Raw genomic sequence first — 20,753 nt, 5'->3', positions numbered from 1 at the left:
GCGTCGCGTCGGCGATGCCGTCGTGCGTTCCCATGCAATGCCTCCAGACAGGCGGGCTCCGGGCGGAGTCCGCGACGGCCCCACGGTACAGGTTCGGGCCCTTTGCGCGGGTGTGTGCCAGATGAGGAGGAGGCCGGGAAGGCCGCGCGACGTGCGGCGCGGCGCCCCGTCGCGGAGGCCCCGTTTGATAACCTACGGTTCCGTAGCCTACGCTGGCGTAGGTTACGGCGGGGAGACCCTGTGCCCCGCTCGTGGAACGGAAGGGAGCCACCCGTGGACGCACTCGGTCCGCAGACGGACGACGATCTCGTCACCTTGCTCACCCGCACCGGGGAGCGTGTCGAGCACCCCGAGTTCTCCCGGTACGCCGAGGACCTCGACGCCGCGGCGCTGCGCCGCATGTGGCACGACATGACGGTCGTGCGCGCGTTCGACAACGAGGCCACCAGCCTGCAGCGGCAGGGGGAGCTGGGCCTGTGGGTCCAGTCGCTCGGCCAGGAGGCCGCGCAGATCGGCTCCGGCCATGCGATGAACGGCAACGACTTCGTCTTCCCGTCCTACCGCGAGCACGGCGTCGCCCACACGCGCGGCGTCGACCTGCCCGAGATCCTGCGCATCTTCCGCGGCCTCCAGCACGGCGCCTGGGACGCGGAGGCGCACCGCTTCCACCTCTACACGCTCGTCATCGGCGCCCATTCGCTGCACGCGACCGGCTATGCGATGGCGATGGACCGCGACGGGCTCGTCGGCACGGGCGACCCCGAGCGCGACGGCGCGGTGGTCTGCTACTTCGGCGACGGCGCCACCAGCCAGGGCGACGTGAACGAGGCGATGGTCTTCGCCGCGGTCCACGACGCCCCCATCGTCTTCTTCGTCCAGAACAACCAGTTCGCGATCTCGGAGCCGGTGACCCGCCAGAGCCGCGTCCCGCTCGCGCAGCGCGGCGCCGGCTTCGGCATCCCGTCCGTCCGCGTCGACGGCAACGACGTCATCGCCTGCTACGCCGTGACGCGGTGGGCGCTCGAGCGCGCCCGCTCGGGCGGCGGCCCGGTGCTCATCGAGGCCTTCACGTACCGCATGGGCGCGCACACCACCTCCGACGACCCGACGCGCTACCGCACCCGCGCGGACGAGTCCTACTGGGCCGAGCGCGACCCGATCGCCCGCCTCGACGCCTACCTCTCCTCTCAGGGGGAGCTCCCGGACGAGGCCCGCGAGGCCGTCGCGGCCGAGTCGAAGGAGCTGGGCCGCCGCACCCGCGAGACGGTCCGGTCGTGGGACCGCCCGGCGGTCGCCACCATGTTCGACCACGTCTACGCCGAGCCCCACGCCACCGTCGAGGCCGAGCGGGCGTGGTTCGAGCGCTACGAGCGCTCGTTCGCCGACCAGGGGGTGCACGCGTGACCCAGATGACCATGGCGGGCGCGATCAACCGCGGCCTGCGTGCGGCGATGGACCGCGACGAGAAGGTCCTCCTCATGGGGGAGGACATCGGCCAGCTCGGCGGCGTGTTCCGCGTGACGGACGGGCTGTGGAAGGACTTCGGCCCGGACCGGGTCATGGACACCCCGCTCGCCGAGTCCGGCATCGTCGGCACCGCGATCGGCATGGCGATGCGCGGCTACCGGCCCGTGATCGAGATCCAGTTCGACGGCTTCATCTTCCCCGCCTACGACCAGATCACGACGCAGCTCGCGAAGATGCACTACCGCTCGCAGGGGCGCATCCAGCTCCCCGTCGTGATCCGCGTGCCGTTCGCGGGCGGCATCGGCGCGGTCGAGCACCACTCCGAGAGCCCCGAGGCGCTGTTCGCGCACACCGCGGGCCTGCGCGCGATCTCGCCGGCGACGCCGCAGGACGCGTACGACATGATCCAGCAGGCCATCGCCTCGCCGGACCCCGTCCTCTTCTTCGAGCCGAAGGCGCGCTACTGGGACAAGGGAGAGGTCGACGCGGACCGCGTCGACGCGCAGCTGTCCGCCGAGGACGGCGCCTCCGTGGGCACCGCCGAGATGTCGCGCGGCCGCGTTGCCCGCGCGGGCACCGACGTCACCCTCGTGGCGTACGGCCCGACCGTGCGGCTCGCGCTCCAGGCGGCCGAGGTCGCCGGCGCGGACGGCACCAGCGTCGAGGTGGTCGACCTGCGCTCGATCTCCCCGCTCGACTCCGCCACGGTGATCCGCTCGGCCAAGCGCACGGGCCGCGTCGTCATCGTCCACGAGGCCCCGACCGCCTACGGGCCCGGCGCCGAGCTCTCGGCACGCATCGCCGAGGAGGCCTTCTTCCACCTCCACGCGCCCGTGCTCCGGGTGGGCGGCTTCCACGCGCCCTACCCTGGCAGCAAGCTGGAGCACGACTACCTGCCCAACCTTGATCGCGTGCTCGACGCCGTCGACCGCGTGATGACGCACTGAGAGGCCGCGCATGCCCACCATCGAGACCTTCCACATGCCGGACGCCGGCGAGGGCCTGACCGAGGCGGACATCGTCACGTGGCGCGTCGCGCCCGGCGACACGGTCGAGGTCAACCAGCCGCTCGTCGAGATCGAGACCGCGAAGTCGCTCGTGGAGCTGCCCTGCCCGTTCGACGGCGTCGTGGTCCGCCTGCTCGCGCAGGAGGGCGACACCGTCGAGGTCGGCGTCGCGATCGCGGAGTTCGACACCGACCCGGACGGCGAGGCCCCGGCGGACGATGCGCCGGTCGCGCAGGACGCGGTCGCGGCGGAGGCCGTGGTCGAGGCCCCGAGCGCCGCCCCCGCCGCGCCGGCCCCCGCGCCCGAGACGCCGGCACCCGCCGCATCGTCCCCCGCGGAGGAGGGCTCTGGAGCGGTGCTCGTCGGCTACGGCGTCAAGGCCGGCTCCGCGCAGCGGCGGCCCCGCCGCGACGGCGCGCTCGACCCGATCGGCGGCGCCGATCAGGCAAGCGACTACCCCGTGCTCGCGAAGCCCCCGGTGCGCAAGCTCGCGCGCGAGCTCGGCGTGGAGCTCACCACGCTCACGCCGTCCGGGCCCGGCGGGCTCGTCACGCGGGAGGACGTCGAGCAGGCCGCGCAGGCCATGTCGGCGCGCAGCCTCGCGACGTACGCGGCCGACGACCAGCCGTGGCTCGAGTCCGGCTACTCGAAGGACGGCGGCCGCTCGACCCGGGTGCCCGTGCGGTCGGTGCGCAAGCGCACCGCCGAGGCGATGGTGAAGTCGGCCTTCACCGCCCCGCACGTCACCGTGTTCCACACGGCCGACGTGACCGAGACGATGAACCTCGTCAAGCGGCTCAAGGCCGACCGAGAGTTCCAGGACGTGCGCGTGACGCCGCTGCTCATCGTCGCAAAGGCGCTGCTGCTGGCGGTGCGCCGCCACCCCGAGATCAACGCCGCGTGGGACGACGCCGCACAGGAGATCGTCTACAAGCACTTCGTCAACCTCGGCATCGCGGCCTCGACGCCGCGCGGACTGCTCGTGCCGAACATCAAGGACGCCCACCGCCTGCCGCTCAAGGAGCTCGCGCTCGAGATCGGCGAGCTGACGTCGCTCGCGCGCGAGAACCGCACGCCCCCGTCGGCGCTGTCCGGCGGCACCATCTCGATCACCAACGTGGGACCGCTCGGCATCGACACCGGCACCCCGATCCTCAACCCCGGGGAGTCCGCGATCCTCGCCTTCGGCGCGATCCGCGAGCAGCCGTGGGTCCACGAGGGCGAGATCAAGGTGCGCTGGGTCACGCAGCTCGCGCTGAGCTTCGACCACCGGCTGGTCGACGGCGAGCTGGGCGCGCGGGTCCTCGCGGACGTGGGCCGCGTGATGAGCGACCCGTCCCAGGGCCTCGTCTGGGCGTAGGCCTCCCGCGCCCGCGATGTCCGGTTTGCTAGCCTTCCCCGCGTGACCGCACGAGCCCCGGCCGTCCCCACGGCGAGCGTCGAGCGGGCGCCGCGGTCGGCCGGTCCCGACCAGCTCAAGGCGCTCCTGCTCGTGCTCGTCGTGTTCGGGCACGCCTACATGGTGCCGCTCGGCGAGGACGTCACCCGGTACCTCATCTACAGCGTGCACATGCCGTTGTTCCTGTTCCTGTCGGGCTACCTGCTGCGGGCGGAGAGCCTGCGCCGCCGCTCGTTCGGCGGGCTGCTCGCCCACTACTGGTGGCGGATGCTGCTCGCGTGGCTCGCGATCTCGGTCCTGTGGCGCCTGACCCAGCAGCCGCAGCGCGGGTGGTCGTGGAGCGGCCTCGTGGGCGACCTCGTCCTCGAGCCGGCCTTCCACCTCTGGTACATCCCGGTGCTCATGCTCGCGATCGTCGTGGCGTGGCTGGCGGCGCGCACGCCGTGGCCCGGCATGGTGCTCGGCCAGGCGGCGGTCGCCGCGTACGTGGGGACGCTCGTGGCCGACTCGATCCTGGGCGACCTGCCGTTCGACAAGCGCTTCACCCTGTACTTCTGCTACTTCGCCTTCGGCATGATGGTGCGCAACGGCTGGGCGCGGGTGCTGCCGCCGTGGTGGGCGCTCGGCGCGGTGGTCGCCGGCCTCGTCATGCGGCTCGCGGTCTTCGAGGGCGTCTCCGTCCTCAACCAGCCGTCGCGGCTGGTCCTCGCGCTCGGCGCGCTCTCGCTCGTCCCGGTGGTGCTGCGCTGGCTCGAGCGGCCGATCCCGGTCATCGGCCCGTCGCTGGAACGGATCGGCGTGTTCTCGCTGTGGGTCTACCTGCTCCATCCGTTCCTCGTGTTCGGCGCGCTCGCCCCGGACGAGCTGAGGCCGCGCGATCCGTGGTTCTCGCTCGCGGTGACGATCGGCGTCATGGTGCTCGCGGCGCTGCTGACGTGGGCATGGGAGCGGGCGATCGCCGCTATCGGCGCGCGGCGCCGGTCCCGGCAGCTCGAGACGGTGGCCGCTCCGCACGCGTAGTACATCCCGCTGTGCCCCTTTGCGACAGTTATGCTCGGGGATCATGTCGACCGACTCCGCCACGCCCGCGCTCACCCCGATCCCCGAGGGCTCGGCGCTCTTCCACATCGGTGCCCCGAAGACGGGCACGAGCGCGCTCCAGTTCGCGCTCGCGAGCCGACGCGAGGCCCTCGCGCAGCTGGGCGTCGTCTACCCGACGCCCGCAGGCGCCGCCTCGAACGCGCACAAGCACCGCCACGCGGTGCAGGCGCTGCTCGCGTACGGCAACGGCAAGGCGCCCAAGCCCGGCGCCTGGGACGCGCTCCTCACGCAGCGCGCCGGCCTGCCGCGCGCCCGCACGCTGATCTCCGAGGAGAGCGCGATGCTGGCGAGCCCCAAGGCGATCGCGCACGCGCGGAAGACGCTCGGCCCCGACGCCCAGGTCGTCATGACGACGCGCTCGGTCGCGTCCTTCCTCGCCTCGCTGTGGCAGCAGAACGTGCGCAACGGGCAGGTCCGCGACGGGCTCGACCCGTGGCTCGAGTCGCGCTTCGCGATGGCCGGCGACCGCACGGGCCCGCGCCTGTGGCTGCAGGCGAACGCCCTGCGCCCGTGGGTCGACGCGTTCGGCGCGGACAACGTCACGGTGGTCGTGGTGGACTCCTCCGCCCCCGAGCGCCTCTTCCAGAGCTTCGCCGGCCTGCTCGGCCTCACGGTCGACGACCTCGTGGGCGACGAGCTCGGCAAGGACCAGGGCGCCGCCAACCGTGGCTTCACGGCGCTCGAGATCGAGTTCGCGCGCGTGCTCACCGAGGCCGCGCACGACGCGGGCCTGACCCGCGAGGACCACACGCGCCTGCTCCACCGCGGCGCCTTCCTCCAGGTGCAGGCCCACCGCAAGCCCGGCGCCGACGAGGGCAAGGTCGCGATCCCGGCCGCGTGGACCGACCGGGTGGCCGAGGCCGCCAACGAGCAGTGGGACGTGTTCGAGCAGCTGGGCGCCACCCTCGTGGGCGAGCGCGCGGAGTTCGTGAAGCCCACCAGGGCGCAGCCCGAGGTCGCGCTCGACGCTGTGCCGCTCGATCTCGCGGTCGACGCGGTGATCGGCATCCTGCGCCAGGCGAGCGCCGAGGTCGCGGACAAGAACCCGTCGCCGTTCGCGGGCTGAGGTCGGCTCAGCCCCAGCGCAGCTCGACGTCGCGGCCGATGAAGGCGCCGTAGGGCTCGAGAGCCGCGGTGCAGCGCGCGCGGTCGCGAGGCGACAGGCCCACGAGGTCGTGCGCCTCGACCCTCACCGTGCGCGCCGTGAGGGCGCGCCGCCAGGTCGCGACCACCCGTCCGTCGCGCACGAGCGTCGAGCGGAAGACGCCGTTGCCGCCCGGGGCGACGGCCGCCTCGAGCGCGGGATCGAGCTGAGCGGACCGGTCCGCGTAGCCGAGCACCAGCTCGTCGAAGCCCGGCGGGGTGAGGATCGTGCGTTCGGCCGCCGGGCCGGCGTCGAGAAGGGCAGGGGCGGCGAGCATCGGCCCCGCGTCGGTCTCCACCGGCACGACGTCCTCGCCCGCCGCCGCGACGCCCGCGCGGCAGTCCCGCACCCCCAGCCCGGTCCACCGCGCGAGGTCCGCCACGGTCGCCGGGCCGTGCGAGCGGAGGTAGCGGCGCGCCAGCGTCGCGAGCGCCTCCTCGCGGTCGGGCGTGCGCGGGTGCGGCGCGGCCTCGTCGAGGCGTCCGAACACCTGGTCCGTGCCGTCCTGGGCGACGATGCACACGGCCCCGGCCTGCGCCGCGTGGATCAGCAGGTGGTAGCCCCGCTGGCCGTCGGTGGGGATGCCGGCGCCGTCGAGGGCGGCGAGGCAGGCCGCGCGGGTGAGGCGCCGGCCCCTCAGCGCGTCGAGCAGGACCGCGGTGCCGCGGTCGCACGTCGCGTCGTCCAGCCCGAGGTGCGCCCGTCGCGCCGCCGCGGCGGCGCGGGGACGGGGGCTCATGAGCGCGACCATCCACGCCGCATCGTCGGGCGGCACCAGGTGGACCGTGCCGCGCATCGACCAGGTGCGGATGGCCTCCCCGCGCGCGAGCGCCGCGCGGATGCCGGGCTCGGTCGCCCCGGGGAGGCGGATCCCGAGCGACCAGAGCGCGTGCGCGACGTCCTGCGCCTGCATCGCGCCCAGGTGGGACACGACGGCGGCGACCGCGCCCTCGTCGTCCGCCGCCGCATCGTCCCCGCCCAGGGCGAGGCCGCGGCGCCCGGTGAGCAGCAGCGCACGCAGGCGCAGCCGCCGGACGTCGGTCGCGGACAGGGGCGCCGGCATCCCGTCAGGCTATCCGCGGTGGTAGCGTCGAGGACGGTCAAGGGTGACCCAAGCGCACCCCAAGGAGGTCCCCATGGAACGCTGGCTCGCGGGCAATGACGTGCCGCTCGACGAGGTGGCGGCATCCGTCCGCGCGTGGACGCCCTTCGCGGTGGACTCGCCGCTGTACGAGCTGTTCGCGATGCGGATCGCGGACGACCCGGACCTGCTCGGGGTGATCGCCCGCATCCCCACCTCGCCGCCCATCAACGTCCTGTTCGCCGCGGTGCAGCGCCTCCTCACGGCGGACGATGCGCTGGCCGCGTGGTACCCGCGCCTCGCCGGCGACGCCCGGAAGCCGGACGCGGACGCCTACGCGGCGTTCCACGACTTCGTCCTCGCGCACCGCGAGGAGATCTTCGCGCTCGGGCGGACGCGCCGGACGCAGACCAACGAGGTGCGCCGCTGCGCGGTCCTCATGCCCGTGATCGCGGATGAGCTGGCTCGGCGGGGCTGGGACGGGCCCGTGCACGCGATCGACATGGGCGCGTCCGCCGGGCTCGGCCTGCTCATGGACAGCGTCGCGTACCGGTACGGCGACACGCGGCTGGGGTCGTCCACGCTCGTGGTCGACAGCGAGAACCGTGGAGGGTTCCCGCTCCCGGCGGCGCCGCCCGTGTTCGCGAGCCGCACCGGGCTGGACCTGTCGCCGGTCGACGCCACCGATCCCGACCAGGCGGCGTGGCTCGAGGCGCTCGTGTGGCCCGAGCAGGCCGACCGGCTCGAGCGGCTGCGGGCCGCCATCGCGCTGCGGCGCGAGGTCGCCATCACCATGGTGCCGGGCGACGCCGCGGTCACGCTCCCGCAGGTGGCGGCGGCGCTGCCGGAGGGGCCGATCGTGCTGTGGCATTCGATCGCGCTCTACCAGCTGCCCGACGAGGCGCTCGACGCGATCGACGCGTCGGTCGCGCGGGTGGCCGCCGAGCGTCCGCTCGTGCGGGTGGCCTTCGAGCCCCAGCCCGGCGGCGGCGCGGACATCCGGGTGGGGCTGCGGCCGCGCGAGACGGCACCCGCGGCGACCGCGCACACGCACGGCGCGTGGATCGACGCGCCGCTCCAGGAGACCTAGGGGGGTCCGGGGTCCTCCTCGGAACCGTCGGCGTGCCCGCCCGCCTCCACGGCGGCGGGCGCGGGAGCCCCGTCCCCGGAGGCCGGGGCCTCCGTCCCCGCCAGCGCGTGATCGCCGTCGCGGAGCGTCTCGAGGCCGGACTTCTCGCGCAGGGGAAGCTGCGGGAGCGCGAGGGCGAGCCCCAGCCCCAGCACCGAGAACATCGACGAGAACAGCAGGACGCCGGTGATCGCGTCGGAGAAGCCCACGCGGAACGGCTCCGCCAGGACCGGATCGATCTCCTGCAGGAACGAGGTGTCGTCGAGCGAGAGGCCCGAGTCCGCGGTGACGCCGCCGGCCTCGATCGCGTCGATCACGGCCTTGTCGGCGGGGTTGGCCACCGTCGCCGGGTCGGCGACCACCTGCTGGAACGCGGGGTCCTTGGCCGCGGTGGCGAACGCGGCGCCGATGTCCCCGGGCGCGGCCGAGAACAGCATCGAGAGGAACACCGCGGTGCCGAGCGAGCCGCCGATCTGCCGGAAGAACATCACCGAGGCCGAGCCGGCGCCCATGTCGCGCGGCTCGACCGCGTTCTGCACCGCGAGCATGACCGGCTGCATGATGCCGCCCAGCCCGAGGCCGAAGAGGAACCCGCCCAGGCCCACGTGCCACAGCGAGCTGCCGGCCTCGAGCCGCGACAGGACCAGCCCGGCGACCACGATGAGCGTCGCGCCGACGATCGGGAACGGCTTGTACCGGCCGGTCGCGCGGATGATCTGGGCCGAGGAGCCCGCCATCACGAGGATGCCGAGCGTGAACGGCAGCATCGCGAGGCCCGCCTCGGTGGGGCTCATCGCCTTGGCGATCTGCAGGTAGAGGGGGATGCCGGCCAGCCCGCCGAACATCGCGAAGCCCATGACGAAGTTGAGGCCGGTGGACACCCCCACCGTGCGGTTGCGCAGCATGCGCAGGGGGAGCAGCGCATCGTCCCCGGCCGCGCGTTCGGCCACGATGAAGGCGACGATGCCGGCGACGCTGACCGCGGACAGCGCGACCACCGGGGTGGAGGTCCACCCCCACTCGCGGCCCTGCTCGACCACCACGAGCATCGGCACGATCGCGGCGACGAGCGCGGCGGCGCCCCAGTAGTCGACGCGCACGGCGTGCGCGTGGTGCGGCACGTGGAGGACGCGCAGGACGATGACGAGCGCGATGAGTCCCAGCGGCACGTTCTGGAGGAAGATCCAGCGCCAGCCGGCGAGCCCCAGCAGCTGGTCCGCGTCCGCGTAGAAGCCGCCGAGGACGGGGCCGAGGACGGAGGCGATGCCCCACACCCCGAAGAAGGCGGCCTGGTACTTGGTGCGCTCGCGGGGGCTGAGGATGTCGCCGACGATGATCAGCGCGAGCGCCATGAGCCCGCCCGCGCCCAGGCCCTGCAGCCCCCGGTAGGCGGCGAGCTGGTACATGTCGGTCGCGGTGCCGCACAGCAGCGAGCCGACGATGAACAGGCTGAGCGAGACGATGTACAGCGGCTTGCGGCCGAAGATGTCGGACAGCTTGCCGTAGAGCGGCGTCGAGATGGTGGCCGCGACCAGGTAGGCCGTGGTGACCCACGCCTGCAGCGTGAGCCCGTTCAGGTCGTCCCCGATGGTGCGGATCGCGGTGGCCACGATCATCTGGTCGAGGGCGGCGAGGAACATCCCGACGACGAGGCCGCCGACGATGAGGTTGATCTGGCGGCGTTCCAGGAGCGGGGACTGGTCGGTCATCGTGCACCCTTCGGGAAGGTGAGGGCGTGGCGCGGGCGCCTCCTCCGTCAACCTTGCGCCCGCGGCATCGATTCCGCCAGGGCGCCGCCCGCGGGGACGTGAGGGGGCGCCCCCGCCCGGCCCTACCCTTGAGGCATGTCTGTCGAGGTCCTGGTGACGCTGTTCGCCGCCCTGAGGGACCTCTCGATCGCGGCCACCGCGGGCGCGCTGGTCATCATCGCGGGGGTCCTGCCGCGCGGCCACGCCGCCGTCGGCCGTGCCGCCCTGGTCGCGCGGATCGGGTCGATCGGCTGGGTCGTCGGCGCGTTCGGCCACTCGCTCGCGACCTACGCGTCCATCCGCGGCTCGCTGCCCGACGCGTCACGCTTCGTCGAGGAGTGGTGGAGCTACTCCACGTCCGTCGACCTGCTGATCGCGTACCTGCAGGTGCTCGCCGCCGGGCTCGTCGCGTCGGTGCTGTGCACGCTGGTGCGCACGCCCGCCGTGGCCGCATGGTCGCTGGTACCGGTCGCGTGGGCGCTCGGATGGCTGGCGGAGACCGGGCACGCCGCCGGCGCGGCCGACCACCATCTCGCGACCTCCGCGATGTTCCTGCACCTCGCCGGCGCCGTGATCTGGACCGGAGTCATCGGCGTGATGCTGCTCCTGCGCGGGGTGCTCGGCGACCAGACCAAGGCCGCGATCGCACGCGCCTCGAGGATCGCGATCTGGGCCGCCGCCGCGGTGGTCGTCTCCGGCGCGGTCAACGGCTGGATCCGGCTGTCGACGCCGTCCGAGCTGTGGACCAGCCCGTACGGCCGCCTGCTCGTCCTGAAGATCGGGCTGATGTCCGTCGCGGTCGCGCTCGCGGCCCTGCACCGGCGCGTGTCGCTGCCGCGGCTCGACGAGGCCGAGGCGCGGGCGCGCTTCTGGCGCCTGATGGCGGTGGACGTGGGCGCGCTCGTCGCGGTCATGGGCGTGGCCGCCGTGCTCGCCTCGACCGCGCCGCCCATCCCGATCGTGCCCGTGGAGGAGCCCAGCCCCGCGTACTACCTCACGGGCTACGAGCTGCCGCCGGCGCCGACCGCGTGGGAGTGGATCGCGCAGTGGCGCCTCGAGATCATCACCGCCTTCGTCCTCGCCGTGGTCGCGCTCGCCTACGTCCGCTGGGTGCTGCGGCTGCGCCGCCGCGGCGACGCGTGGCCCTGGTACCGGACCGCATCTTTCCTCACCGGGATCGGGCTGCTGGTGTGGCTCACGCAGGGCGCGCCGACCGTCTACGGCATGGTGACGTTCAGCGGCCACATGCTCGAGCACATGCTGCTCGTCATGGCTGTGCCGGTGCCGCTCACGTTCGGCGCGCCGGTCACGCTCGCGCTGCGCGCGCTGCCGCCGCGCACCGACGGCTCCGTGGGTCCGCGCGAGTGGATCCGCATCGTGGTCGAGTCGCGGTGGATGCGCTTCTGGGCGCACCCGGTCGTGGCGGCCGTGAGCTTCGCCGGCTTCCTCATCGTCTTCTACTACTCGCCGCTGTTCGAGTTCGCGCTGCGCAACCACGTCGGGCACCTGTGGATGATCCTGCACTTCACGATCGTCGGGTACCTGTTCGTGAACGCGCTCGTGGGCATCGATCCGGGCCCCACGCGGCCGGGCTACCCGATGCGCATCGTGCTGCTGTTCGCGACCATGGCGTTCCACGCGTTCTTCGGCGTCGCGATCATGATGTCGACGGTGCTGATCGCGCCCACCTGGTTCGGGCTCATGGGCCGCACCTGGGGGCCCGACGCGATCACCGACCAGCAGTACGGCGGCCAGATCGCCTGGGGCATCGGCGAGTTCCCGGTGGTGCTGCTCGCGATCGGGATCGTCTTCGCGTGGCGTCGCGCCGACGCCAAGGAGACCCGCCGCCTCGACCGCAAGGCGGAGCGGGACGACGACGCCGAGCTGCGCGCCTACAACGCGATGCTCGCGCGCACCGCCGAGGAGGACGCGCGCCAGGAGCGGTGACCCCGGGGTCCCCGTCGCGCCGGCGCGACCCGGATCGCGGGCGGACCGCGGAATCGCCCGCGTCCTGGGTCGAGGCGACCTGGGATGCGGACGATGCGCGGGATCGCCCGCATCCGGGGACGTCCGGGACGCGGGCGGGAGGGCTCAGCCCTCGAGGACCGTCCCGTCCGGGATCGTCTCGGCCTTTCCGGTGTCCTCGAGCACGACCTCGCCGCGGCACACGACCCCGGCGCCGAACGTCCAGTCGCCCTTGACCGTCAGCGAGACGGCGTCCTTGAGCGACGGCGCCCCGTGCGGGAAGCGCGCCTCGAACTTGGACATCGTCTTGAAGTGCTTCGAGTCGAGGTCCACGAGCGGGGCCGCGCCCACCGCGAGGCGCAGCGCGCCGTCGGGCTCGAGCGTGTAGGCGTCCGAGCGCAGCAGCAGCAGGTCGTTGGTGGTCTTGACCGGCAGGAAGCGGTCGCGGCCCACGACGATGCTCGTCGCTCCCTCGAACACCTCGATCGCGGCGCCCATGGCGGTCTCGATCTGGAACACCTCGGGGGAGCCGGAGTCCGTCGGGTCGACGTTCTTGACGTTGCGGATGAGCGGCAGGCCGAGCACCGCGCCGCGCTCCTTGAGCGCCGCGAACAGCTTCTCGAGGTCGAACCACAGGTTGTTCGTGTGGAAGAACGGGTGGTGGTGCTCGTCCGTGAAGTAGTGCATCTCCTCGGGCGCGGTCTGCGCGGTGTCGCGCAGGATGAGGCGGCCGTCGGTCCTGCGGATCGCGAGGTGGCCGCCCTTGCGGTCCGCCGCGGTGCGGCGGCACAGCTCGGCGGCGTAGGGCGCGCCCGAGGCCGCGAACCAGCCGGCGATCGTGGGGCTCGGCACCGCGCCGAGGTTGTCGGAGTTGCCCGTCGACGCGTAGCGGAAGCCCTCGTCGAGGAGCTTCTCGAGGATCCCCGAGCCGAGCAGCGCGGTGTAGATGTCGCCGTGTCCCGGCGGGCACCACTCGAGCGTGGGGTCCTGGGGCCACTCGGCGGGCATGAGGCCGTCGACCAGCAGCTTGGGCTCGGCGTTCTGCAGGAAGTCCAGCGGCAGGCCGTTCACCTTGAGGTCGATGTACGGAGCGAGCGCCTCGAGGGTGTCGTCCTGCGTGCGGAAGCTGTTCATCAGCACGAGCGGGAGGCGGGCGCCCGTGGCGGCGCGGGCCTGCTTCACCTGGTCCACGATGAGGTCGAGGAAGCTCTCGCCGTCCCGGACCGTGAGCAGCGACTTGGCGCGGTCCATGCCCATCGAGGTGCCGAGCCCGCCGTTGAGGCGGATGATCGCGGTCTTGTCGAAGGCCGCGCGCGCGGCCTCGTCGTCGATGTCGACGCCCTCGAGGAACGGCGGGTCGAGCAGCGGCTCGATCGTGTCCTCACGGATGAGCCCGGTCGCTCCGGCCTCCAGCTCCGCGAAGTAGTGGGAGAAGACGTCGATGGCGGTCTGGTCGACCCCGGCGGCGGCCATCTTGGCCTGGGCGGCGATGAGTCCAGGAGCGGTCATGACCCCGAGCCTAGGGGCTGTGCACGCGCCCGGGCCAGGCCACAGGACCGGGGTGAGCGCGACGTTATCGGCATCACAGTGTTTCCACAGATTTCTTCCACAGGTGTGGGTAAAACCCCGTGGCTCCGCACGGGACATGTGGATGACCATGTGGGCGCGCGGTGGAAGGAAGATCCGTGGCGCCATGGTCTTGCATCGGCCGAGGGACGCGAGTAGAAACGCCTCTAGCGAAAAGGTGCGACGCGCGCCGAAGGGTGGGTGTGAGAACGCTCTCCCGAGGACGTCGGACCCGCCGCAGCGCCGGTGACGGCACACGACGGGGGCGACGGACAGGTGCGTGCGCGCCGGATCGGACTCCTCGGACAACGGCGGTCCGCGTTCGCCGTCTCGTATGCGAGGCGGGCGGACCTGTGGGTGACGGCACAGGGCACGACGGGCCCGGGGGGTCGGCCGAGAGGTCGTCGCCGCGTCGCGGGCGCCGCCCACCGTGGTCTCTCGAGCTACAGGCAAGGCCCCCCGGACCCGAATTCCGGGGGGCCTTCGCTTTGCCCGGAACCTGTGGCCAGGGCTCCGCGGCCGCGTCGCCCGGGGGCGCCCCTCGACCGTGGGAGACTTTCCCCCACGCGGGCAGCGAGGGAGGACGCGATGGTCGACACACTCGACACCGGGACGCGCGACGAGGTCGTCGTCACGGGCGGCAACGGGGTGGGCATCGCCGCGTTCGTCACCGGCTGCCTCGGGCTCGGCCCGATCGCGATCGTGCTCGGGCTGGTGGGGCTGTCCCGCTGGCGCAGCGGCGCCGCCGCGCGACGCAGCTGGCCGCTCGCCGGCCTGGTGCTCGGCATCGTCGGCACCGTCGGAGCGGCCGTGCTTGCGGCCGTGCTGCTCACGTCCGGCACGGACGAGGCCGAGCAGGACCTGCGTGCCCGCGCGGACGTCGTCACGATCGGCAACGCGGTGGTCGACGGCTACGTCGCGGACCCCGAGGGGTCGGTCGAGGTGGCGGTGGACGAGACCGGGTACCTGGTGAACGGCGCCGAGGTGCCCGCGGAGCTCTCGCTCGACGACGATCGTGCCGTCAGCCTCGAGGGCACGGACGCCTACGACTGGTGCCTGACGCTCACGTACGGGGGTGGCGAGAAGGACGCCGTGGCGTTCGCCGCGACCGCCGGTCTGGTCGAGTCCTGCCCCGTCCCGTAATGCGGCTTTTGCGTCCGAGTGTGATGGTCGTCACACCGCGAATAGACGCTGGTGTGGCGACGATTGTTGCGCAAGAATGAGCCACGGCTGGGCGGTCCAGCCGGAAACCAGGCAGGACGATGTCATGCCCGGGCCTCAACACCTCTCAGCGAGACCCGAGCACAGACGGGCGTAGCCCTGTCGCCGGCGGAGTCCTCCGAGCAGAGGGAGAACACAATGAAGAAGTGGAACGCCTTCAAGGACAGTTCCGTTGCTCGTGTCTCGGCGAGTGCGGGCACTCTCGTTGCCATCGCAGTCATCGTTGGCGCCGGATATAAGTGGGTCTGATCACTTCAGGCTCTGAGGGCGGCGTCAGGACCAAGTTCCTGACGCCGTCCTCGCTCCTGTCCGCCTACCTCACCGCCGTCTGCACCCTCGGGCTGGTGGGAATCGCGTCGGTCCTGGTATTCACCCCGTGGCGTGAGATGAGCGACCAGCTGCTCACGTGGCCCATCGTCTTCCTCGCTGCCGCCGCCATCGCCGGCGAGGTGAAGCCCGTGAGATTGGTGCTGTCGGGAACGGAGACCCGACGGCTTTCGACCTCCGCGCCGTTCGTCCTTGCGTTGGTCGCCGTCGCTGGCGTCGGTGTGGCGGTGGTGGCGCAGGCCATCGCTAGCCTCGCAGACGACGCCCTGCACCGCCGCGAGTTCAAGAAGTCGATGTTCAACACGGCGCAGTATGCGCTGAGCGTCCTGACGGCCCGCGCCGTCTACTGCTGGCTTACCGGTACCGAATTCTTCGCGGGACCCATGGAGGTTGAGCCCGTTCACCTGGGTCCGCTCCTGATCGCCGGGCTGGCGATGATCACCGTGAACTGGCTCCTCGTAGCGACAGTCGTCTCGATCGCGACGTGGACCCCGTTGCCCTCGGTGCTCGGCTCCGACGCGCGTGACTCGTTCGTCACGCATGCGGTCCTGCTGAGCGTCGGAGGCATCGCGGCGGACGTCGCGGCCGACGGCGTCGGCGTGCTGATACTTCTTGTGGCACCCGTGGCCGCCGCGCATCTCTTCGCCTCCGCTGCCGCCCGGCATGCCCACGACGCAACTCATGACGCCCTCACGGGGCTGGGCAACCGCGGGCAGCTCCACCATGAGCTCGAGCACGCGTTCGCGGCCGCGGGGCCATTGCGCCTCGGTGGCCCGGGACTGGTGCTCATCGACCTCGACCACTTCAAGGACTTCAACGACACGCTCGGCCACCCCGTCGGCGACGAGATCCTCCGCCAGGTCGCCGTGCGCCTGCGCGAGGTCGCGCCCGACGGCGCGTCGGTGCACCGCCTCGGCGGCGACGAGTTCGCCGTCGTGGTCCGCGGCGACCTCAACGCCTCGCGGCAGGTCGCCCGCGACATCCTCGCCTCGCTCGACGAGCCGGTGAAGGTCGAGAGCCTCGAGCTGCTCGTCCGCGCGAGCGCCGGCCTGGCCGTCGCCCCGCTGCACGGCGACGACGGCGAGACGCTCATGAAGAACGCGGACATCGCGCTCTACCACGCCAAGCTCGAGCGCGACCGGATCAGCACGTTCTCCCCGGAGTTCGACATCAACACCGTCGAGCGCCTGCAGCTGCTCGCCGACCTGCGCACCGCGCTCGACACCGGCCAGCTCCACGTCGTCTACCAGCCGCAGACCGACCTCACCGACGGTCGGGTCGTCGCCGTCGAGGCCCTCGTGCGCTGGCGCCACCCCGAGCGCGGGCTGGTCCCCGCCGACGAGTTCATCCCGCTCGCGGAGAACTCGGGCCTGATCTTCCCGGTCACCGCCTTCGTGCTCGACACCGCGCTGGCCCAGGTCGCGAAGTGGCACGCCACGGGTCTCGACGTGCGCATGTCGGTCAACCTCTCGGCCCGCCACCTGTCCGACCAGGGCCTCCCGCAGCAGGTGGGCGCCGCGCTCACGCGCCACCAGGTGCCCGCGTCGGCCCTCGTGCTCGAGGTGACCGAGACCGCGATCCTGTCGGACCCGGCCCGCGCGGACCTCGTCCTGCACGCGCTGCGCCGCCTCGGCGTCTCGATCGCGATCGACGACTACGGCACGGGCAACGCCTCGCTCAGCTACCTCAAGCGCCTCGAGATCGACGAGCTGAAGATCGACCGCTCGTTCGTCAGCAACATCGGCGCCGACCACCACGACCTCATCATCGTGCGCTCGACCATCTCCCTGGCCCTCGCGCTCGACCTGCGCGTGGTCGCGGAGGGCATCGAGGACGCCGAGACGGTGACGGCGCTGCGCGGCCTCGGCCACGTGATCGGCCAGGGGTACCACCTCGGCCGGCCCGTCGAGGCGGCGGAGCTCGAGCGCTCGCTCGGCATCGAGCCGCCCGCCGAGGCGGACGCCGAGCCCGCGAGGACCGTCTGACGATGCTGGTCCTCGCCGTGGGTCTGCTGGCCCTCCTGTCCCCGCTCATCGTGCTGCGCTGGCCCGCCGGCCTGCTGCTGCGCCGCTGGCGCTGGGCGTGGCTGATCTGGGCGGCGCTGCTGCTTCAGATCGTCATCATCGACGTGCACCTGCCCGGGATGCTCGCCGAGGCGCTGCACCTCGCCACCTATGCGGCCGCGCTCGCGTTCGTGTGGCTCAACCGCGAGGTGTGGGGCCTGCTCGTCGTGGGTGCGGGCGCGCTGTGCAACGGCGTCACGATCGCGCTCAACGGTGGTGTGCTGCCCGCCAGCGCCGACGCGACGGCGGCCGCGGGCATCGACCCCGAACACGCCTTCGCCAACACGGCCGTCATCGCCGACCCGGTGCTGCCGTGGCTCGGCGACGTCTTCGCCTGGCCCGACCCGATGCCGCTCGCCAACACGTTCAGCGTGGGCGACGTGCTCATCGTCCTCGGCGTCGGCATCGTCGCGTGGTCCGGCTCCCGCCGGATCGGCGCGCCCGTGCGCGAGGGATCGGCCGCGGCCGAGCCGGTGCAAGCCGCGGAGCAGTGAGCGGGTGCACGCGGGGCTCCCTGGCGGCCGCTCTCGCCGTCTACCTCGTCGCGCTGACCCTCCGGCCCGCCCAGACGGCCGTCGGTCCCGTCCTGGGCGAGATCGGCGCCGACCTCGGGCTCGGCGAGGGTGCGCTGGGCCTGCTCGGCGCGCTCCCGCTGCTGGGATTCGCGGCGGTGTCGCCGCTCGTGCATCGTCTCTCCTCGCGCTGGGGCGCCGAGGGCACGCTGCTCGCCGCGCTCGCCGGGCTCGTGCTCGGCATCGTGGTGCGCTCGTGGACGGGGGCGCCGGGCCTCTGGCTCGGCACCGCGGTCATCGGCGCGACCGTCGCGATCGGCAACGTGCTCGTGCCGGTCATCGTCAAGCGCGACTTCCCCGACCGCATCGCGGTCGCGACCGGCGCGTACTCCGCCGTCATCGCGGGCTCGGCCGCGGTGGGCGCCGCGCTGGCGGTGCCGCTCGCCGATGTCGGCACGTGGCGGCTGTCGCTCGGGATCTGGGCCGTGCCGTTCGCGCTCGTCACGCTCGTGTGGTGGCTCCGCACCCGCGTCCGGCACGATGCGGCGGCGGCCGTCGCGGACGTGGACCTCGCGCACGCGAGCATCTGGCGATCGGGCACGGCGTGGCTGGTCACCGGCTTCATGGGGCTGCAGGCCACGAGCTTCTACGTCCTCGTGACGTGGCTGCCGACCATCGAGGCGTCGTTCGGGGTGTCCGCGCACACCGCGGGCATCCACCTGTTCGTCTATCAGATCGTGGGCATCGCCGGCGGGCTGCTCATCCCCTTCGCGATGAGGCCGACCAGCCAGGTCGGCGCGGCCGTCGTGGCGACGCTGTTCATCGCGGTCGGCACGGCGGGCCTCCTGCTGGCACCGGACGCGCCGCTCGTGTGGATCGTGATCGCCGGGCTCGGCTCGGGCGCCTCCCTCGTGATGTCGCTGTCGCTCATGAGCCTGCGGGGCCGCACCCCGTCCGAGACGACCCAGCTGTCGGGGATGGCGCAGTCCATCGGCTACCTGCTGGCGGCGGCAGGACCGGTGGCCGCCGGCGTCCTCGCCGAGACGACCGGCTCATGGACGCCCACGCTCCTGCTCCTGCTCGCGTTCGCGACGGGGCAGCTGGCGGTGGGGATCGCGGTCGGCGTCGACCGCCGAGCGCCGCTGCGCGGCCGGGCCTGACGGACACCCCCGGGCGGGCGTGCCGACGCCGCTCGGCGTAGAATTGAAGGCGGCAAATACCAAGGACGATGCCTCTCCTCCCGTGGACCCGGACGCTCCGGACCGGCACCGGGGAGGGAGACGTCATGAACACGCGCATCGGAGCCGCCGCCATCGTCGCGGCCGTCGCCGCACTCACGGCCGGCTGCAGCACAGGTGCCGAGACCGACGATCTCGAGGCGCAGCTCGCCGAGGTCACCGAGCAGCGCGATGCGCTGCAGGCCGAGCTCGACGTGATCGCCGCGCGCCACGACAAGACGGTCGAGGTGAAGGCCGCGGTCGAGGAGATCGTCGCGAACCCGGAGGCGTACGGCACCCCCGCCGAGGTCGCGGATCTGCTCGCCACCTATGCGACGGACGACGCGCTCATGGACGACGACGTCTTCGGCGCCGTCAGCATGCGTCAGGGGTGGTTCTACACGCTCTCGGGCGGGCTGGACGCCGAGGTCGAGACGCTCCAGAGCTGGATCAGCGAGGACGGGTCCGAGTCCGGCGCCCTCTGGGTCTGGCGCGGGGAGAACTATGCGGGCAGCCCGTTCGAGCTCGTCGGCATCAGCGTGCTGACCCACGACGACGAGGGGCTCGTCGCCAACGAGTGGGTCGCGTACCCGTATCCGGACGCCTTCGTCGAGGAGGCGATCGACGGCTCGGGAACGCCGACGACCGTCACCGGTGAGACGTTCGCGGACTGATCGCGCGGGGTCAGCCGTCCCCGTCGGTGGAGGCACCACCCGCGGCGGCCGGCTCCTCCGGCGCCTGGGTTCCCACGGACGATGCGGCGGTCGAGCGGTCCCTCCGGCTCCGCACGACGCGGACCGCGATGAGCGCGGCCGCGGCGAGGAGCGCCGCGGCCGTGATCCAGGGCAGCAGCACGCCGGTCACGACGAGCGCCGCGGTGAGGAACGACAGCAGGGCGTTCCAGCCGGACTCGAGCCCGCTCCAGAACGACCGTGGCGAGTCGTCGACGATCACGATCGGCTCGGTGGTGAGGGAGAGGTCGATGGTGGACATCGACACCTGGTCGTCCAGGCCGCGCTGGCGGGCCTCGAGGCTCTCGAGCTCCGCCTGGCGGCCGGCCAGCTCGTCCTCGAGCGTGATGATGTCCTTGATGTCCTCGGCGTGGTCGAGCAGGCCGGCAATGCGCTCGGTCGAGGCGCGCAGCGTGGAGATCCTGGCATCCAGGTCCCGCACCTCGTCGGTGACGTCCGCGGAGTCCGTCGAGAACTCGTCCACGGAGCCCAGCGTGCGCAGGTCGTCCACGACGGCGTCGAGCGCGGGAGCGGGGATCCGCAGCGTGAGCCGCGCCGACCCGCCGTCGTACCCGCTCGGCGCCGTCTCGCTCCGCGCGTCGACACGCCCGCCGGCGCCCTCGACGATCCCCACCGCGTCGTCGGCGGCGCTGATCGGGTCGTCGACCGTCATGTACATCGCGCCGGTGACGATCAGCGCGCGGTCGTCGGTCGACTCCTCGGCCATCGACCCGTCGTCGGCCGCCGCGTCGGCCGCCTCCGCCTGCCCTCCCTCCGCGTAGGACGCATCGGATCCGGCGAACTCGGCGCTCCCGGAGCAGGCCGCCAGCCCCCAGGCAGCGGCGACGATCGAGGCGATGACCACGCCCCGGCGGAGGAGGCGCGGTGACGCGTCGACACGTGTGCTCATGGCGCTCATGCTAAGGAGACGACCGGCGGCGCGGAAGCGTTGGTTGCAGAGCCGTGACCATGCTGTGACCAGGCGTGATGTTCGTGACGACCGAGAAGGCGCCGCCCGGCCTCGCGTCGGTGGGCCGGGGACGACGAAGGCCCCTCCGAGGAGGGGCCTTCAGTG

General features: G+C 72.8%; 16 protein-coding genes. 12 read left to right on the top strand and 4 right to left on the bottom strand.

Translation table 11 applies throughout. From position 1 onward, the window contains the following. Positions 1–273: 273 nt before the first annotated feature. Genes pdhA through AOM02_RS13925 form a run of 5 tightly spaced genes read left to right on the top strand, consistent with a single transcriptional unit; the run spans position 274 to position 6,040 of the window. Positions 274–1,404, top strand: coding sequence for a pyruvate dehydrogenase (acetyl-transferring) E1 component subunit alpha (gene pdhA, locus AOM02_RS13945; RefSeq protein WP_062300358.1), 1,131 nt, complete (start codon positions 274–276; stop codon positions 1,402–1,404). A gap of 5 nt (positions 1,405–1,409) precedes the next feature. Continuing rightward, the gene (locus AOM02_RS13940; RefSeq protein ID WP_062300361.1) at positions 1,410–2,414 is read left to right on the top strand and encodes an alpha-ketoacid dehydrogenase subunit beta; all 1,005 of its coding nucleotides are present in this window, start codon (positions 1,410–1,412) and stop codon (positions 2,412–2,414) included. 10 nt (positions 2,415–2,424) lie between these two features. After that, positions 2,425–3,834: a dihydrolipoamide acetyltransferase family protein gene (locus tag AOM02_RS13935; RefSeq protein ID WP_062300356.1), complete on the top strand. Its 1,410-nt coding sequence runs from the start codon at positions 2,425–2,427 to the stop codon at positions 3,832–3,834. A gap of 42 nt (positions 3,835–3,876) precedes the next feature. Further along, entirely contained in the window at positions 3,877–4,893 is a 1,017-nt protein-coding gene (locus AOM02_RS13930) for an acyltransferase family protein (RefSeq protein WP_062300354.1), read from the top strand. 43 nt (positions 4,894–4,936) lie between these two features. Continuing rightward, entirely contained in the window at positions 4,937–6,040 is a 1,104-nt protein-coding gene (locus AOM02_RS13925) for a hypothetical protein (protein ID WP_062300352.1), read from the top strand. A 7-nt stretch (positions 6,041–6,047) separates the two neighbouring features. On the opposite strand, the gene AOM02_RS13920 is transcribed toward AOM02_RS13925, so the two are convergent. Then, positions 6,048–7,181, bottom strand: a complete 1,134-nt coding sequence (locus AOM02_RS13920; RefSeq protein WP_062300350.1) for a winged helix DNA-binding domain-containing protein — start codon at positions 7,179–7,181, stop codon at positions 6,048–6,050. 73 nt (positions 7,182–7,254) lie between these two features. Here AOM02_RS13920 and AOM02_RS13915 point away from each other — a divergent pair, with 73 nt between their 5' ends. Further along, positions 7,255–8,289 (top strand): DUF2332 domain-containing protein, encoded by a 1,035-nt coding sequence (locus tag AOM02_RS13915; protein WP_062300348.1) that lies wholly within the window; start codon positions 7,255–7,257, stop codon positions 8,287–8,289. Here the strand turns inward: AOM02_RS13915 and AOM02_RS13910 are convergent. Then, a complete protein-coding gene (locus tag AOM02_RS13910; protein ID WP_062300345.1) occupies positions 8,286–10,037 on the bottom strand; it encodes an MDR family MFS transporter in 1,752 nt (583 codons plus the stop codon). The two genes, AOM02_RS13915 and AOM02_RS13910, sit on opposite strands and share 4 nt — an antisense overlap. A 135-nt stretch (positions 10,038–10,172) precedes the next feature. Here AOM02_RS13910 and AOM02_RS13905 point away from each other — a divergent pair, with 135 nt between their 5' ends. Next, the gene (locus AOM02_RS13905; protein ID WP_062300344.1) at positions 10,173–12,023 is read left to right on the top strand and encodes a bifunctional copper resistance protein CopD/cytochrome c oxidase assembly protein; all 1,851 of its coding nucleotides are present in this window, start codon (positions 10,173–10,175) and stop codon (positions 12,021–12,023) included. A gap of 144 nt (positions 12,024–12,167) precedes the next feature. Here the strand turns inward: AOM02_RS13905 and AOM02_RS13900 are convergent, their stop codons facing one another. Beyond that, the gene (locus AOM02_RS13900; RefSeq protein ID WP_062300342.1) at positions 12,168–13,550 is read right to left on the bottom strand and encodes a UTP--glucose-1-phosphate uridylyltransferase; all 1,383 of its coding nucleotides are present in this window, start codon (positions 13,548–13,550) and stop codon (positions 12,168–12,170) included. 645 nt (positions 13,551–14,195) lie between these two features. Between AOM02_RS13900 and AOM02_RS13895 the strand changes: the two genes are divergently transcribed. The 5 genes from AOM02_RS13895 to AOM02_RS13875 all read left to right on the top strand — a co-directional run bounded on the left by AOM02_RS13895 (position 14,196) and on the right by AOM02_RS13875 (position 19,621). After that, positions 14,196–14,750, top strand: coding sequence for a DUF4190 domain-containing protein (locus AOM02_RS13895; protein ID WP_062300340.1), 555 nt, complete (start codon positions 14,196–14,198; stop codon positions 14,748–14,750). 317 nt (positions 14,751–15,067) lie between these two features. Continuing rightward, positions 15,068–17,140 (top strand): putative bifunctional diguanylate cyclase/phosphodiesterase, encoded by a 2,073-nt coding sequence (locus AOM02_RS13890; protein WP_062300337.1) that lies wholly within the window; start codon positions 15,068–15,070, stop codon positions 17,138–17,140. Between the two features lie 2 nt (positions 17,141–17,142). Further along, positions 17,143–17,712, top strand: a complete 570-nt coding sequence (locus tag AOM02_RS13885; RefSeq protein WP_062300334.1) for a DUF5317 domain-containing protein — start codon at positions 17,143–17,145, stop codon at positions 17,710–17,712. Continuing rightward, a complete protein-coding gene (locus AOM02_RS13880) occupies positions 17,709–18,890 on the top strand; it encodes an MFS transporter (protein WP_062300332.1) in 1,182 nt (393 codons plus the stop codon). Before AOM02_RS13885 ends, AOM02_RS13880 begins: the two co-directional genes overlap by 4 nt. A gap of 125 nt (positions 18,891–19,015) precedes the next feature. Then, on the top strand, positions 19,016–19,621 hold the full coding sequence (locus tag AOM02_RS13875) for a hypothetical protein (protein ID WP_062300329.1): 606 nt from the start codon (positions 19,016–19,018) through the stop codon (positions 19,619–19,621). A 10-nt stretch (positions 19,622–19,631) separates the two neighbouring features. Here the strand turns inward: AOM02_RS13875 and AOM02_RS13870 are convergent, their stop codons facing one another. Next, positions 19,632–20,588 (bottom strand): DUF4349 domain-containing protein, encoded by a 957-nt coding sequence (locus AOM02_RS13870; protein ID WP_062300327.1) that lies wholly within the window; start codon positions 20,586–20,588, stop codon positions 19,632–19,634. Positions 20,589–20,753: the final 165 nt, after the last annotated feature.

The organism is Demequina maris, from assembly GCF_000971155.1.
In the GTDB taxonomy this organism is placed as follows: Bacteria; Actinomycetota; Actinomycetes; order Actinomycetales; family Demequinaceae; genus Demequina; species Demequina maris.
The sequence above is the reverse complement of the archived record's forward strand: the minus strand, read 5'-3'. Positions and strand labels throughout refer to the sequence as shown.